The organism is Flagellimonas algarum, assembly GCF_040513375.1.
Classification (GTDB): domain Bacteria; phylum Bacteroidota; class Bacteroidia; order Flavobacteriales; family Flavobacteriaceae; genus Flagellimonas_B; species Flagellimonas_B algarum.
The window spans coordinates 1,017,323-1,032,645 of sequence record NZ_JBEVTG010000002.1; the positions used below are offsets into that span (position 1 = coordinate 1,017,323).

A 15,323-nucleotide genomic window follows, 5' to 3' on the forward strand; every position below is an offset into this window, starting at 1 on the left:
CAGCCCATTAAGTTGTAAAAGGCAGAACCCCTTAGCCTTCGCCCTTCACCCTTTCCCCCAACGGCCCTTCGACTCCGTCAGGCCCTTCGACTCCGCTCAGGGGCCGTTAGTGATAAACTGAAAACAGTTCCGTAGCCTTGTTATATGCCGCTTCAAAGACCATGGCGTTGACGCCCGTATCGGTCCTTTAGCCCATTTCGTAAGAAAATCTTCGTTAAGAGCCTGATTTTTAAAGGAAAACCCTAGATCTTTTACGGTTTTTCGTAACGAATTGAAAAATGGGCTGGGTATCTTGATACAGTAATAATACTTGAACCGGTCAGCTTTCGATGGAGATGGCCATAGTACCAATAAAGCCGAACGCACAAAATGGATAAATAATCAATGATATTATTCAATTGTTGTGTGCAATTAGAACAAAATGAAAAAGACTTTAATCATATTAAATATCGCAGGACTTATTGGAGCGCTAATATGGCTAATGGTAGACAGTAGCTGGGAACCATTGGTTACATCTATTGGATTAGTAGGAGCCCTCATTGCTCAAATTTCAAGCATTAACAAGTCTGGTGAAACAACCATCATGAAGCAAAAAGGAGGTAAGAACTCAAAAAACTATCAATCGAAAGGTGATATAAATATCACAAAACATGATTAACGATAAGAATAAGACTCAAGAAGGTGGAGATGGATCATCTAACGTTCAAGCAGAAAACGTAAATGTGCATATTGGTTTGTCTTACCAAGATGTTAAAGACATTGCAACAGATATTTTCAAGTCAAACTTTTTAAGTTTAAAGGACGAAGCAGCCCAAATTGCGACAGAAAGAGCAGAAGAAATATCTGAAAAGATCCTTGGTAAATTAGAAGCAAAGAATCCGAACTCACTGGAAGAATTTGCTCAACCAGCTATGCAAGATGCTTTGTTTACTGCACAAAAAGAATATGCCAAAAGTGGAGATAAGGAACTGGGAGACTTACTTGTTGACATCATAGTTGATAGAGCTGAAGTCTCAGAACGAAACATGCTACAAATTGTCTTGGACGAATCTCTTCATATTGCTCCAAAATTGACTATCGCCCAACTTGATACTTTAACCCTGCTATTTCTATTGATTAGAACAAGGAGAATGAATGTTAGAAATTATGAGGAGTTGAAAGGATACTATGTGACTCATGTTTTACCCTTTGTTGATAATCTACTACAAGATCATGAGCATTACAATTATCTAGAATATTTAAGGTGTGGAAACATCCGAACTGGTAATTATGGAAATTTAGAGCAAAGAACTCGTAAAACATACCAAGGATTTTTTGCGAAGGGATTTACTAAGGAGGAGCTTGACGCTGAATTTGAAGATTCTTCAGCTTTTCAAGACCTGCTTATCCCTTGTTTACATGATGCTACAAAACTTCAATTCGGTGTGTTTGACAAAAACACACTTGAAGTGAGAATTACAGAAAAAGGAATACCACAAGAACTACAGAATAAAATCAAGATATTTTTTGATAAATCAACTATGTCAAATCAAGAGGTAAAGGATAAGCTCCTTGAAATTGACGGAAGAATGGACAAGATATTTACAGTTTGGAAGGAAAGTCCATTTAACCAATTTGAACTTTCAAGTGTGGGAATTGCAATTGCCCACGCCAACTATAGAAGAAGAACTGGAGAGACTATGGATTTATCAATTTGGATTAAATAAAAGCACACAAAACACCTATACGCAACGCCCTTCGGGCCGCTGCGCTCAGCCAAACCGTTAGCAACAACCGAATTAAATTATGGAAATACCGAAAATTATTAAATCACTAGATGGAATAAGAAAACCTATCTCTTTAGGAGCACTTGCAATCGTCATTTTATATTTACTCTATCAAGCTATTTTATCACTTGATATTTTTAAGGAAATTGATGATACTAAAACATTCATTGTAATCAATAATATTTTGATGTATGTTTTTATTATCGCTCTTGTAACGATTCTTCTTGTTTTTGCTGAAAGATTACTTAAGACAATTCTTAATAGAAAAATCGATGATGAAAAACAAATTATTGCCGAGACTCCAAAAAACCAAATTACTCTCGAGATTTTCGTTTTTGTGAATGATAGAATAGCTTTTGAAGTTAGTTCTTGTCAGAACCTATCCTTAACCTTTGGGGAAACAAGAAGAATCTTATCTGTAATTTCTAAACTAAAAGATTTGTCAGAACTTTACTACCTGGAAATAAAAAACAAACTGGCAGAAAATTCAATATCTGGATTGAATAGCTGGTATTCACATTTAAAAAATTTCATTTCAGAAGCTAATATAGTATTCCCTCTTCCAGAAGACCATAAATACACAATATCAACTGAACGTTTAAAGAAATATAGGTATCAAACACTGAACAATTGGGAAGAGATCAAAGAAAGTCTGACAAATGATTCAATCATCGATTTAAAAAGATTGAAGGAAATCGAAAATGATGAAGATAAGAAATGGACTTTGCAAGGCTTTGATGATGAAAAAGATTATATGGAATTTATCTCACCGACAATTGATACTCTTGTTAAAAGTGCGAGTAGAACTGAAATAGAGCTATTGAGAGACATTTGTGATAAAAAGAATTTCACTGAAAAGGAGCTGCTGGATAACGGGTTTGATAGGGGCACAATTGTAGAGACATTAAATATATTGATGAGAAGTAAGTTGCTCCAAGCTAATTACGATAATGGAACATTCCATTTGGGCAAAGTTGGACAAGACATTATTAAAAAGGAATTTAGTATTTAACGTCAGTAGCTAACATGGTGAATAGCGCATTGCGATACGAATTTCCCCCGCTAGCACTCGTCTCCAACGGGTGCTTCAACAAGGCTCAGGGTAGAGCCATTTCTCACACTACTCAAAATGAATAAAATAAAAGTTTCAGAACTGAAATCAGTATTCGAAAATATAATCCAAAAGCTGGAAACGGAATACGGGAAAGAAACCGAGTTGGAATTAAATACCACCATCTATCGATTGATTCCCACTGAAAAATGGGATACCTTCGACAAACCAGAGGACTGGTTTTCGGCTTCTGAAATAGACCAAGGCGATTTACAGGACGATGTAAACGAATTAAAGAAGTTACTTACCGAACGTGAGGGTGTCGCAACTTTTGTTGACTTTGACCGACTTGCGAGCGTATTACGTGAAATTAGTCAAGTTGAAAACCCTGTTGATTAAATGAAAAAGGAACATCAATCCATCATTGGGAAAATAACGCAGTTTTTGGAGGATCATCCCGATCAAAGGTTTGGACAGGCGATTTTCAATCTCAGAATAAATGAATTCCAAAAGTCCACTGACCCGAAAAACCCATTTCGTGCTTTAAGGGACATTTACAACGACAGTGATTCCGAAATCATTAAACGTATTGAAGGACAATTGGAGTGGTTTGACTTACAAGGCAGCGTCAGAGCGGGAATTGAAGATGTGGTAGGCCTACAAAGCATGACGGTAAACGAAAGACTATTCGCGACGGGCCTATTTGACCTATTCAATACATATAAAAAGTCGAATAAGGGCTATGCCGAATATATATTACAGGCATTGAAAGTGGATTCGGAATCCATTCGAAAAATATTAAAATGATCCTCGATAGCTCGCATTCCTCAGAGAAGTGAACCATTCAACATCCATCTCAGCACATTGAAATGACAGAGTTATTAAGTCAATTGGCAAAAGAAACGGCTAGCGGAACCGAGGTAGGCAAAATATTGGGCTACCCTGTCGATTTTCCATCCGAATTAGTTGAAACCTTGTCCTTGCAAACCGCCATAAACTATTGGCATGGAAAAATAAACTATGAGGATGGAGATATCATCATGAATAATCTATATTCCTTTTGGGTTACTAATACTCATTATGTGCAGAATTTCGGCTTTGGTAAAATTGCATGGAATTGCTATGAGGCGTTCGATGCTGGAGAATACCAGCGGCCAACCGACCCCCAAGACATCGACCCAGTCGAGGCGTATACCAAGCCGATTATTGAAAAACTACTAATAGAGCTTAATAAGATTTAACAAAGGTTGCAAACCAGCAAGACTCCCCAACTAGCGCTCGTCTCCGACGGGTACTTCCAACACATCTAAGCTCAAAAAGGCACCACCCTTTACCCTTTTCCCTTCCCCCTTTTCCCCATCATCGCTTCGACTAGGCTCAGGGGCCTTTATTCTCGCGATAGCGCTAATATTTGAAGGGTGCATCCATCACAATTTGCTTTCAACAGGGTGTACCCTTTGCCCTTAGCCTTAAACCCTTCATACCCACTACCCCGAAATCCTTTGTGAAGTATCCCTATCAATGGGTATTGCGCCACACCTTGGAATAGGCCACCTTCGGACCAAGTTATGGGGGTAAGGCGACGACCTAGAAGCTGCGAGGAAATCGAAACCATCCAACACGGGCGATCCCTAAGGAAGTTCCCTTCGCTACCATGATCAAAAAGACAACTAACATTATGGGCTTTATAGATAGGATTAAAAGGTTTCTTCGAAAAAATGATGAGTTTTTGGCCATTGTGGTGGGCATTATTTCCTCCTTGGCGGTGATTCTCAAAACCATCGAAGCCTCCGGTTTCAAGAAGATCGACGTCAACCTGCTCACCGACTGCCTTAACCTATTGGTGTTGGGGCTTGCGTTGATCTTTATCAAGGAAAGCAAACTGAACATCCATACCAACGAGATCGTCAAAATCTGTTCGAAATTCAAGATCACCGGCACCTATCTCTCTGAAAAATTAGAACGGACCAATAGGCTTATCGAGCAATTGACAGAAGCGATCCGTTGGTTCGTCATCATCTTGATCGGTTTTTACTGCCTCCAATTTTTTATGGACGTTTCGCTGGATTACAACAGTTTCAAAGGCGCGTTAAACCAAAACAACTCCATCCTCCAGTTGTTCGGCACCCAAGGGGAAAGTGAATTGGATGCCGCGAAGTTCCTTTCGATAGAGGTATTGACCAACGCCACCAATCTGTTCAGTGCCACCTTTTTGTTCACGGCCTTTTTCGTGTTGTTCAGCGTCACCCTTGAAAAGGACAACAAGACCTTTATCAAACGTGTTTTACCGATGGCCTTGGCAATCGGGATTTCCATATTGAGCATTGCGATCATCATCACCGGCATTCCCAATTTGAACCTAGAGAAATCGTCGACCATCATACGGCTGCTGGGCGGTATTTACAATGGCGTTGCCATGGCTTTGTTGTTCAGTCGGTTCATCGCCATGGAGTACTATTTTCAACATTCCAAAAAGAACTTCGAACGCAACTTTTACTATTACGGCATTACGATCGGTTTGCCTTTGTACATCGTCGTACAACCGCTTTATGCCCTTTTTAATTTGATCGAATTGGGGGAAGGGACCGCTTCCATGTTCAAGGCCATCGTATTCTTGATCACCTTTTGGGGCAAGTTGGTGTTGTTGTTTTTCGTTTTCACCATGCTGAACAAGAAATGGATCCATTCGTATATCCTACTGACCCTCATAGAAAATGACAATCTGAAAAAGCTTTCCATCGAATTAAAAGACGTGGAACAATTGGACCTTGATAACAACAATGGAAACGATGGGGAGAACAAAGACGTTAATGACCGGCAAACAACCGACAAAGATCCAAAATAGGCGTTCGTAAGAATTGTTTTTTTAACGCGCTGATTTTTAGAGGAAAACCATACAAATTTTGAGGTTTTCCGTTTCGGTTTGAACATGGGATAAAATATATTGGAGGAGCACGAACGACCCGATCCAAAGAGATGGACCCCTGCCCCAAATACAACCTACACGGCTTGGCAAAACGCAACGAATAACAATGCAGCAACTCATCATGCTGCTCTTAAATGAAAAGCAATGGATAGCAAAGAAATCAAAGAAAAAATCGTCAAAGCCATGCTGGAGTCAAAATACAAATGGCGGACAGCACGGGGAATATCAAAAGAAACGGACATCTCGATCGACCAGGTTTATGATTTCCTGTTTCATTCCGATCTGATCATTAAAGCAAAAAAAGCCAATCGCTATGGAAAAGCACTTTTCGCATTGCGTAAAAAGTATGACCGGGAAAGTTCTTTCGGATTGAAAGTCCTGAACGCCTTAACCAATAAAATACACTAACTATGGAATTGCCTATCGAACCCCTTGTTCAAGCAGGAATCGGCGGATTTATGTTGAACATGATGAACCTATATCAAGAGTCTAAAATCCCAAAAGCCGATCGGGTAGCCAAAGACGGCCTGTATTGGTTGTTTTTCTTCTTCTGGCCGATCGGAGGGGCACTCTTGGCGTACATTTATATCTCATCGGGCTATAACATCCAGGGCTGGTTGGCTTTTACCACCGGACTGACGGTACCCACTACCATACAATCGATCATCGATAAAGGAATGGGGTCGAAAATCCCCGTTGGGGAAGTCGACGATGTCGAAAGCGTTGAGGAATAGCAATCGGAAATTCCTTTGCCCTTGGCCCTTTTCCCCCCCCGGCGCTTCGACTCCGTTCAGCGACCTTGAATTAATGATAGACTGAAAATAGTTCCGTGGCCTTGTTGTAGGCCGCTTCAAAGACCATGGCATTGACGCCGGTATCGGCCTTTTGTTCGGTAAAATAGGAGAGCATTTTTTCGGTGGGCATGTTCCCGGTCAGTTCGTCCTTGGCCATGGGGCAGCCCCCAAAGCCTTGTACGGCCCCGTCAAAGCGGCGGCAGCCGGCCTCATAGGCCGCAGCGACCTTTTCGTGCCATTTTTGGGGGGTCGTATGCAAATGCGCCCCGAATTCGATCTCGGGGTATTTGGGGATCAGGTTGGCGAAAAGGTAGTCGATCACCTGCGGTGTCGAGCTGCCGATGGTATCCGACAGCGATAGGATCTTGACCCCCATAGCCGCCAGTTTTTCCGTCCACTCCCCCACGATCTCGACATTCCATGGATCCCCATAAGGGTTACCAAAGCCCATGGAGATATAGGTGACCACCTGCTTGCCACTGCCGTGGGCGATGTCCAAGATCGCTTGTAGCGTGTCTACCGATTCGGCGATGGTCTTGTGGGTGTTCCGCATCTGGAAGTTCTCCGAAATCGAAAAGGGAAAGCCCAAATAATCGATTTCGGCATGGGTGCTGGCATCCTGGGCGCCGCGCACATTGGCGACAATGGCCAACAACTTGCTCTGGGTGCGCGAGAGGTCGAGCTGTGCCAAAACCTCGGCGGTATCCACCATCTGGGGGATGGCTTTGGGCGATACGAAACTGCCGAAATCGATGGTATCGAAGCCACAACCCAATAGCGATTGGATGTAGCGCACCTTCTCTTCCGTGGGGATCATCGTTTTGATACCCTGCATGGCGTCACGGGGACATTCGATCAGTTTTACTTGGCCCATGCCCTAAAAATACGAAGACTAGTTCAGCCAAAGACCAAATAGACGGCAATACCCACAAAGACCACGATCTGCAGCCATTTGAAAAAGCGGGCAACGCCCGGAGTTTGGGCGATATAGGTCGAAATGCTGCCGGCCATCAGGGCGATGCTGCCGAAAATCAAAGAGGAAACCGTGATGAACAACAGCCCCAGCGTATAGAATTGCAGCACCGGGTTGAGGGTGTCGCTAAAGAGAAAGGCGGGAAAAAAGGCCAAAAAGAAAATAGTGACCTTGGGGTTGAGTACGTTCATCCAAAAGCCTTTTTTAAAGAGTGCCCACAGCTTTAATTGGGGCTGTTCCCCTTCGTTGAGTTCGATGCCCGAACCTTCGCGATAGACGAGTACCGCCAAATAGAGCAAGTAGGCCGCCCCAAAAAGTTTGATGGCGAAAAAGAGCGATTCACTGCGCTTGATGATCTCGGACACCCCGAAGGCCAAGAGGGTGGTATGCACCAGGCAACCCGTCATGAGTCCCGCCACCACGGCCAGGCCGTATTTCTTACCGTTGGCCATGCTCAGGGTGAGCACGAAGATATTATCGGGCCCCGGGGAGAGCGCCAAAAGGGCGGTCGCGGAAATAAAAGCAAGGAGGATGCCGTAGTCCAAAGTGTGGGTTTCTGGGGGTAAAATACAAAAACTTACCAGGTATAGGCCGGCGGGTCGATGCCCTTCATTCGAAGATACAGATTGGCTTTGGCCCGGTGGTTGGTCAAATGGTCTTGCACGTAAAAGAGGGCAAAGGCCCGACTCACCGTATTCCCACTATGGTACATCACACAGCGTTCGTTCAATTGGTCTTCATCCACGGTACGGATGACGTTTTCGGTATAGGCGAAACCACGTTCTAAGAGGGCGATGATTTCGGCTTTGGTCATGGTCGACGCATCCGGGGCGTTAGGCACGACGGTCATCCCTTCCACATAGCGCTGGGTCAAGAGTTCGATGGTATAGCCGATATGCACCAGCTGCTCGGCAAAGGTCTTGCTGACCTCCGTGGGTCGAAAACCGTAGTCTTCCTCGGGCATGGCTTCGGCCACCTCGAGGCAATGCCGGCGGGCTTCCTGCCATACGGGCAGGTACATGCGGGTAAAATCGGTCTGGGGTTCGGCATCTTGGCCCCAGCTGCAGAAGGTGCAGCACAAAGCGAATAAAACGAATGCTTTCATGGGAGTCGGCTTAGTTTTCCTTCTCCAAGATAGCCTTATTGATTTTTTTGGGCAAACCGGGCCCTTCGTAGATAAAACCGGTATAGAGTTGGATCAGGTCGGCCCCGGCCTCCAGTTTTTCGAGGGCGTCTTCGGCGGAATGGATGCCCCCCACCCCGATAATCGGGAAGGCTTTATTGCTCTGTTCGGCCAAAAAGCGGATGACCTCGGTACTGCGATTCGTTAAAGGCTTGCCACTGAGACCACCTTTCTCTTCTGCCAGGGTCAGGTGGGCCTTCAGTTTTTTGCGCTCGACGGTGGTGTTGGTCGCGATGACCCCATCGATCTTGGAAGCGGTGACGATGCTGATGATATCCAACAACTGCGCATTGCTTAGGTCGGGCGCGATCTTCAACAGTATGGGTTTTTCCTTTACCCCGGCCTTTTTGGCGTATTTGCTGTTTTCACGCTTCAATTTCTTGAGAATCTCGGTCAAGGGCTTTTTATCCTGCAGTTCGCGTAATCCCGGTGTATTGGGCGAGCTGACGTTGACCACGAAATAGTCGACATGATCGAAGAGGGCATCAAAGCAGATCAGGTAGTCTTTGACCGCATCTTTGTTTTTGGTGACCTTGTTCTTGCCGATATTCCCCCCGATGATGACGTTGTGCTTTTTCTTCAAGCGCTCGACCGCATCGAATACCCCTTGGTTGTTAAAGCCCATGCGGTTGATGATGGCCTCGTCTTCGATAAGGCGGAATAGGCGTTTTTTCGAATTCCCGGGTTGGGGTTTGGGCGTCAAGGTCCCGATCTCGATAAAGCCGTAGCCAAAGTCGGAGAGTTCGTTATAGAGCTTGGCATCCTTGTCGAAACCGGCGGCTAGACCGACGGGATTCTTAAAGTCGATCCCGAACACCCTACGGTGCAAGCGTTCATCTTCTATGGTGAACAATTTTCGGAACAGTCCGCGAAAACCCAAACGGGCCAACAAACGAATGGAATGAAACGAAAAGTGGTGGGCCGTTTCCGCGTCCAATACGAACAATAAAGGGCGGAGAACATATTTATACATGGGGGCAATTTTGTGCAAAAGTAGTAACTCTTCTGACAGGGGAAACCATATTTTCTTATTTTTCGTCAACTGACCGCAGGGCGAAAATCGGACTGCGATACGCCTGGTTGCAGAGTTGGATATAGAGGTTGTATTGATCTTGATTAAAGACGGCCAGCATCCGCTTGTCGATCCGTACCGAATTGTTGCGCATGCTATCGAGCAGGTCGCGGTAATCGTACGACATCTTGAGCAGGTCTTCAGGCGAGCTCTGGGCGTGGTTCTTCAATAAGCGTTCGGCCCGCAGTTCGAAAATCTCGTTGCGGAACTTCAGTTCGGCCCCTAGATTACGCATCGTCTTCACCTGATCTTGGCTGAGTTGGAACACCTCGGCGATGATCTCATGATCGGGCCCACCGATCCCGAGCGAACACAGGTCTTGTGCCCGACAAAGTCCGGAAACGGCCAATAGAATGAAAAAGAGTAGTTTTCGAGTCAAAAGCGGTTGGTTAGGTTAATCGGGGAAAGGTAACCGAACTTGGTCCATTTGATTAAAATATCCGACCGAATAAGCATTATTTTTGATGAAAACCACTTTTTATGGAAAAACTGCTACCCCGTTTTCTGGAATATGTCGCCATTGACACCCAGAGCGATCCCAAATCGACCACTACCCCAAGCACTAAAAAACAACTGGACCTGGCCAAAAAACTGGTTATGGAACTGCACCAGATCGGCATGCAGGAGGTCGCCATCGACGGCAACGGCTACATTATGGCCACCCTGCCCAGTAATATCGACAAAGAGGTACCCGTCATCGGCTTCATCTCCCATTACGATACCACCCCTGATTTTACGGGCACTAACGTCAAACCCCAGATCATTGAAAACTACGATGGGGGCGACATCGTCTTGAACAAAGCCAAGAATATTGTGCTGTCACCCGATTATTTCGAAGACCTCAAGCAGTACGAAGGGCAGACCTTGATCACCACCGACGGCACCACCCTTTTGGGTGCCGATGACAAGGCCGGCGTAGCCGAGATCATCACGGCCATGGAGTTTTTGAAGGACCATCCTGAAATTCCCCATGGCAAGATCCGCATCGCTTTTACCCCCGATGAGGAAATCGGTCGCGGGGCTCACAAATTCGATGTCGCCAAATTCGGGGCCCAATGGGCCTATACCATGGACGGCAGCCAGATTGGGGAACTCGAATACGAAAATTTCAATGCCGCTGGCGCCAAAGTCCGGTTCGCGGGCAAGAGCGTGCATCCCGGCTATGCCAAAGACAAAATGGTCAATGCGACCTTATTGATGAACGAGTTCATCAGCCTGCTCCCCAAACGGGAAATCCCGGAGACCACGGAAGACCGCGAAGGCTTTTTCCACGTGTACGAATGCCAGGGCGGTATCGAAGAGGCCGAATTACAACTTATCATAAGGGATCATGACGCCCAGCATTTCGAGGCCCGAAAGGCCCTGATCGGTGATATCGCCCGCAAGATCAATGCAAAACACGCCGATGCGGTGAGCTTTGAGATCAGCGAGCAGTACCGCAACATGCGTGAAATGGTGGAACCCGTCTACCACATCGTTGAAATCGCCGAAGAAGCCATGCTGCAATTGGGCATCGAACCCATTATCAAACCGATCCGTGGGGGTACCGATGGCTCCCAACTCAGTTTTATGGGCCTCCCCTGCCCCAACATCTTCGCTGGTGGTCATAACTTTCATGGCAAGTACGAATACGTGCCGTTACAAAGCATGCAGAAAGCCGTGGCGGTGATCGCAAAAATTTCCGAACTTACTGCTGCAAAATTCTAAGCGATGGACACCGCCGAAAAAATCGAGGCCTATTACGGCAAACCCGACCCCTTTCAAGAAGCCCTGACCGTATTGCGCGACATCGCCTTGAAAACCGAGGCCGAAGAATCGTTCAAATGGAATTTTCCGGTCTACACCATCTATAACAAAAATGTCTTCGGCATCTGCCGCTTCAAATCGCATTTCGGGGTGTGGTTTTTTAACGGCGTCTTTTTGAGCGACCCCAAAGGGGTTTTGGAAAATGCCCAAGAAGGCAAGACCAAGGCCATGCGGCATTGGAAATTCGAAACCCCACAAGCCATTGACGAACAAGGGGTGCTACACTATATGCAAGAGGCCATTGAAAACCAAAAACTGGGCAAAACAATCAAACCGGCCCGAAGCAAGGTGGCCGAGGTGGAGCTCCCAGCATTGTTAGCGGAAGCTTTGGCGAAATACCCTGCTTTGAAAGCGAATTTCGAAGGCCTAAGTCCCTACAAGCAAAAGGAATACTGTGAATACATCGCTACCGCCAAACAGGATAAGACCAAGGCGCGGCGCATGGAAAAGATCCTTCCCATGATCGAAGACGGCATCGGGCTCAACGATGCTTATCGCAACTGCTGATCACACCTTCGGCAGCTTCCAACCATTGTGGTATTCCGGCACCATCAAGCTGTTGGCCTGGGCATTGTCAAATCGATGGGTTTCTTCGTTCCAATAAATGCGCGTACCCGTTTTAAAGGCCAGGTTGCCCATATGGCACACCATGGCGGCATCATAACCCACTTCGATCGGGGCCTTGAGATGTTCGATCTCCCGTGATTTCACCACCTCGATAAAATTGGCCGTATGCAAATCGAGTCCGTTGCCTTGGTTGGTCTGTAGGGGCACCGCCTCGATTTTGGGGCCGAGGTTTTTGTCCCAGCCCTGGCGCTCGTCTTCAGGCCGTACTTCCCATCCCCCGCGATCTAGGATGAGGGTGCCGTTGTTCCCGATAAAGGCGATGCCGTGATCCCGGCCGTAATTGCCCCCGTCGATGCCGGTGGCATGTTCCCATAGGATGGAGAAGTTATCGTATTCATAGACCGTCTGTAACGTATCGGGAGTCTCTTGGGCATCATCGGGATAGGCGAATTTACCGCCCAAGGCCATGACCGATTTCGGTCGAGCGGCCTGCATGCCGTAAAGCGCATAATCCATCAAATGCACCCCCCAGTCGGTCATGAGTCCCCCTGCGTAATCCCAGAACCAGCGGAAACTGAAATGAAAGCGGTTGGCATTGAAGGCCCGCATAGGGGCCGGACCCAGCCACATCGCATAATCGACCCCATCGGGAACGGCTGCGTCGGGTTGTAGCGGGATGGAGTCCATCCACCCCTGATAGGCCCAGGCTTTGGCAAGGCGGATCTGCCCTAGTTTTCCGGAATGCACATAATTGATCGCATCCACAAAATGGGGCTGGCTGCGTTGCCATTGCCCAATCTGCACCACCCGATCGCTTTGTTGTACCAGGCTCAGCATGGCTTCACTTTCGGCGATGGAATTGGCAATGGGTTTTTCACAATAGACGTCCTTTCCGGCCATCAGGGCATCGGCCAGTTGCAGGCAGTGCCAGTGATCCGGGGTGCCAATGATGACCACATCGACATCCTTGCTATCGAGCAATTTGCGGTAATCGGTATACCACTGTGGTTTTTTGAGGCCCGCGGTCTCCAAATCCGCAGTGCGGGAGGCCAAGACGCTTTCATCCACATCACAAAGGGCGACGACCTCGGTTTCGGATAGTTTCAGCATGGAGATCAAGTCCGTAAAGCCCATGCCCCGACAGCCGATGACCCCGACTTGGATGCGGTCGTTCGGACCCACCCTTTGGCGGATGCTCGCCAAGGCCTCGATCGGAAATAGGGTAGCGGCACCCAAACCGGCCGCATAACGGAATCCTTCCTTTAAAAAACGTCTTCGTGTCGCCATATCCAATGAATTTGCTTGAAGATAGCGATTTCAGATCAGCGCAAAAAAAAAGCACCTTTAAGGTGCTTTTTCCAACAACTAGAGGTTGTTTATTTTTTAGCCGGGGCGTTCAATTTGGTGCTCATCTCCATCGAAATGGCCGAACGGTCGAACTTCAAGCGACCGGCCATGGTTTCGATGACACACGAATTGTCTTTGTCGTTCAAATCGACCACCTTACCGTACAAGCCGCTTTTGGTGATGATCTTGTCCCCTTTCTTTAGGGCCTCGGCAAATTTCTTTTCATCCTTCTGACGTTTGATCTGGGGGCGGATCATAAAGAAATACGCCACCACGAAAATCAAGATCAGTGGAAAAAACTGTCCTAATCCTTCCATAAATGTGATTTAGCTTTTCACCGGTCCGACAGGAGCGGCACCCTTAGGGTTGACGAAAGCTTTGATTCGTAATAGTTCGGAACCTTTTTCGGTATTGGCAGTAACAGTGATCGTCTTGGTCACCTGATTTTGCCCGGATCCGTTGAATTTGACCAAAAGTTCACCGCTTTCACCTGGGGCGATCGGAGTGTTCTTTGGGTAATCCGGTACGGTACATCCACAGCTGCTCTTGGCATCGGTGATGATCAAGGGCGCGTTTCCGGTATTGGTGAATGTAAAGACGGTTTCCTGAGGGGTTCCTTGTTCGATGGGGCCGAAATCGTGCTCCGACTTCTCAAACGACATGATCGGTAGGTTTTTGGCGACCTCATCACGTTCCGAAGCGGTCTCCACATTATCGGCAACGACCTTCTTACTCGCTTTTTCCTTACACGACACGGTCGATACCGCCAAGGCCAACACAAACAGGCCTAAAAATGCTTTTTTCATTTTTTGATTTTTTTATTCCAGACAAAAATAGCGAATTCCTATTTAAAGCAAGCCGCGTCCTATTTTCTGCATTTTCCCGGTGGTCTTGTATTCCTTGACCAGTTTGTCAAGGATCCCATTGATGAAGATGCTGCTTTTAGGGGTCGAATATTCCTTGGCGATCTCAAGGTATTCGTTAATGGTCACTTTTTCGGGAATGGATGGGAAATTCAACAGTTCGCAAATGCCCATTTTCAACAGGATGTGGTCGATTTCGGCAATGCGGTCCTTATCCCAGTTCGGGGTTTTGGCCTGGATTTCCTTTTCCCAGCTGTCGTTGTTCAACAAGGTCTTGACCAGCAAGTCCTTCGCGAAGACCATATCCTGTTCGTCTTTCAGGAGTCGGGGTAAAAAGAAACCGGGGTTGTTGGACTCCGATGCCTTTTTGAACCGCTTGACCAAAAAGGTGTTTACGATCGGAAAATCATCGACCCAGGTCAGTTTATCGTCTTCGTAGTACTCATAGATCTTTTCATTGGGGGCGATGATATTCTTGAACACGGTGACGATGAAGTCGCGATCCTGGGCATAGGAAGCCTCCTCTGACATCATGTACTGTTCGTACCGATCACTGCCGACGATATCGTCATAGATGTTCTTGACGTATTGTTCGTTCAGGTACCAGTTTTCCAACTTGCGTTTGGCCAGGGCTTTTTTCAGCTCCTCATCGGCCACCAATTGGACCAACAGGCGGTTTTCGATGAATTTTTTATTGTTCGGATAGCGTTGTGTGGTATCGGCCAGGTATTTTTTGGCCGCGTGCGAAACATGCTTCTCGGCAAGTTTATGAAGTTCGATGAACAGGCTCAACGACAGCAAATAGAGCGTGTACATGTTCTCGATACTGACTTTCAAGAACTTTTCCTGTTTTTCCAAAGAATCGTCTTTCGACTGTATCAATGCGTAAATGCATTGCATTACTTTAACTCGGATATGCCTTCGTGTGAGCATGTAAAAGAACTTTTGGTGAGGTGGTTATGTTTCACATCGGCA

Annotated in this window: 20 protein-coding genes; 11 read left to right on the forward strand and 9 right to left on the reverse strand. The window is 46.4% G+C overall.

Annotation, left to right across the window (positions count from 1 at the left end):
* Positions 1 to 421 precede the first annotated feature (421 nt).
* The 9 genes from ABV409_RS11905 (at position 422) to ABV409_RS11945 (ending at position 6,477) form a co-directional block, all read left to right on the forward strand.
* Entirely contained in the window at positions 422 to 658 is a 237-nt protein-coding gene (locus ABV409_RS11905) for a hypothetical protein (RefSeq protein WP_353877813.1), read from the forward strand.
* Positions 651 to 1,706 carry an LPO_1073/Vpar_1526 family protein gene (locus ABV409_RS11910; protein ID WP_353877814.1) on the forward strand — a complete coding sequence of 352 codons (1,056 nt, stop codon included), beginning with the start codon at positions 651 to 653 and terminating at the stop codon, positions 1,704 to 1,706. The genes ABV409_RS11905 and ABV409_RS11910 overlap by 8 nt, the downstream gene beginning before the upstream one ends.
* Positions 1,707 to 1,785: 79 nt before the next feature.
* Positions 1,786 to 2,778, forward strand: a complete 993-nt coding sequence (locus ABV409_RS11915) for a hypothetical protein (RefSeq protein ID WP_353877815.1) — start codon at positions 1,786 to 1,788, stop codon at positions 2,776 to 2,778.
* A gap of 117 nt (positions 2,779 to 2,895) precedes the next feature.
* Complete coding sequence (locus ABV409_RS11920) at positions 2,896 to 3,216, forward strand: hypothetical protein (RefSeq protein ID WP_353877816.1); 321 nt, start codon at positions 2,896 to 2,898, stop codon at positions 3,214 to 3,216.
* On the forward strand, positions 3,217 to 3,624 hold the full coding sequence (locus tag ABV409_RS11925; protein ID WP_353877817.1) for a hypothetical protein: 408 nt from the start codon (positions 3,217 to 3,219) through the stop codon (positions 3,622 to 3,624).
* A gap of 62 nt (positions 3,625 to 3,686) precedes the next feature.
* On the forward strand, positions 3,687 to 4,058 hold the full coding sequence (locus tag ABV409_RS11930) for a hypothetical protein (protein WP_353877818.1): 372 nt from the start codon (positions 3,687 to 3,689) through the stop codon (positions 4,056 to 4,058).
* 437 nt (positions 4,059 to 4,495) lie between these two features.
* A complete protein-coding gene (locus tag ABV409_RS11935; protein ID WP_353877819.1) occupies positions 4,496 to 5,662 on the forward strand; it encodes a hypothetical protein in 1,167 nt (388 codons plus the stop codon).
* A 225-nt stretch (positions 5,663 to 5,887) separates the two neighbouring features.
* Complete coding sequence (locus ABV409_RS11940; RefSeq protein ID WP_353877820.1) at positions 5,888 to 6,151, forward strand: hypothetical protein; 264 nt, start codon at positions 5,888 to 5,890, stop codon at positions 6,149 to 6,151.
* 2 nt (positions 6,152 to 6,153) lie between these two features.
* Positions 6,154 to 6,477, forward strand: a complete 324-nt coding sequence (locus tag ABV409_RS11945) for a hypothetical protein (protein WP_353877821.1) — start codon at positions 6,154 to 6,156, stop codon at positions 6,475 to 6,477.
* A gap of 70 nt (positions 6,478 to 6,547) precedes the next feature.
* Here ABV409_RS11945 and ABV409_RS11950 read toward each other — a convergent pair whose 3' ends face one another.
* Genes ABV409_RS11950 through ABV409_RS11970 form a run of 5 tightly spaced genes read right to left on the reverse strand, consistent with a single transcriptional unit; the run spans position 6,548 to position 10,144 of the window.
* A complete protein-coding gene (locus ABV409_RS11950) occupies positions 6,548 to 7,411 on the reverse strand; it encodes a hydroxymethylglutaryl-CoA lyase (RefSeq protein ID WP_353877822.1) in 864 nt (287 codons plus the stop codon).
* Between the two features lie 23 nt (positions 7,412 to 7,434).
* Positions 7,435 to 8,055, reverse strand: coding sequence for a LysE family translocator (locus tag ABV409_RS11955; protein ID WP_353877823.1), 621 nt, complete (start codon positions 8,053 to 8,055; stop codon positions 7,435 to 7,437).
* A 32-nt stretch (positions 8,056 to 8,087) separates the two neighbouring features.
* Positions 8,088 to 8,615: a DinB family protein gene (locus tag ABV409_RS11960; RefSeq protein ID WP_353877824.1), complete on the reverse strand. Its 528-nt coding sequence runs from the start codon at positions 8,613 to 8,615 to the stop codon at positions 8,088 to 8,090.
* Between the two features lie 10 nt (positions 8,616 to 8,625).
* Entirely contained in the window at positions 8,626 to 9,666 is a 1,041-nt protein-coding gene (locus ABV409_RS11965) for a quinone-dependent dihydroorotate dehydrogenase (RefSeq protein WP_353877825.1), read from the reverse strand.
* A 55-nt stretch (positions 9,667 to 9,721) separates the two neighbouring features.
* A complete protein-coding gene (locus ABV409_RS11970) occupies positions 9,722 to 10,144 on the reverse strand; it encodes a hypothetical protein (protein ID WP_353877826.1) in 423 nt (140 codons plus the stop codon).
* A gap of 101 nt (positions 10,145 to 10,245) precedes the next feature.
* On the opposite strand from ABV409_RS11970, the gene pepT reads away from it, so the two are divergent.
* Together pepT and ABV409_RS11980 are read left to right on the forward strand one after the other, a co-directional pair.
* The gene (gene pepT / locus ABV409_RS11975; protein ID WP_353877827.1) at positions 10,246 to 11,472 is read left to right on the forward strand and encodes a peptidase T; all 1,227 of its coding nucleotides are present in this window, start codon (positions 10,246 to 10,248) and stop codon (positions 11,470 to 11,472) included.
* 3 nt (positions 11,473 to 11,475) lie between these two features.
* Complete coding sequence (locus ABV409_RS11980) at positions 11,476 to 12,078, forward strand: YdeI/OmpD-associated family protein (RefSeq protein ID WP_353877828.1); 603 nt, start codon at positions 11,476 to 11,478, stop codon at positions 12,076 to 12,078.
* Here ABV409_RS11980 and ABV409_RS11985 read toward each other — a convergent pair whose 3' ends face one another.
* The 4 genes from ABV409_RS11985 to nusB all read right to left on the reverse strand — a co-directional run bounded on the left by ABV409_RS11985 (position 12,079) and on the right by nusB (position 15,281).
* Positions 12,079 to 13,425: a Gfo/Idh/MocA family protein gene (locus ABV409_RS11985; protein ID WP_353877829.1), complete on the reverse strand. Its 1,347-nt coding sequence runs from the start codon at positions 13,423 to 13,425 to the stop codon at positions 12,079 to 12,081.
* A gap of 89 nt (positions 13,426 to 13,514) precedes the next feature.
* Positions 13,515 to 13,802, reverse strand: coding sequence for a preprotein translocase subunit YajC (gene yajC / locus ABV409_RS11990; RefSeq protein ID WP_353877830.1), 288 nt, complete (start codon positions 13,800 to 13,802; stop codon positions 13,515 to 13,517).
* Between the two features lie 9 nt (positions 13,803 to 13,811).
* Positions 13,812 to 14,291 (reverse strand): DUF1573 domain-containing protein, encoded by a 480-nt coding sequence (locus ABV409_RS11995; RefSeq protein WP_353877831.1) that lies wholly within the window; start codon positions 14,289 to 14,291, stop codon positions 13,812 to 13,814.
* Positions 14,292 to 14,333: 42 nt separating this feature from the next.
* Positions 14,334 to 15,281, reverse strand: a complete 948-nt coding sequence (gene nusB / locus ABV409_RS12000; protein WP_353877832.1) for a transcription antitermination factor NusB — start codon at positions 15,279 to 15,281, stop codon at positions 14,334 to 14,336.
* Positions 15,282 to 15,323: the final 42 nt, after the last annotated feature.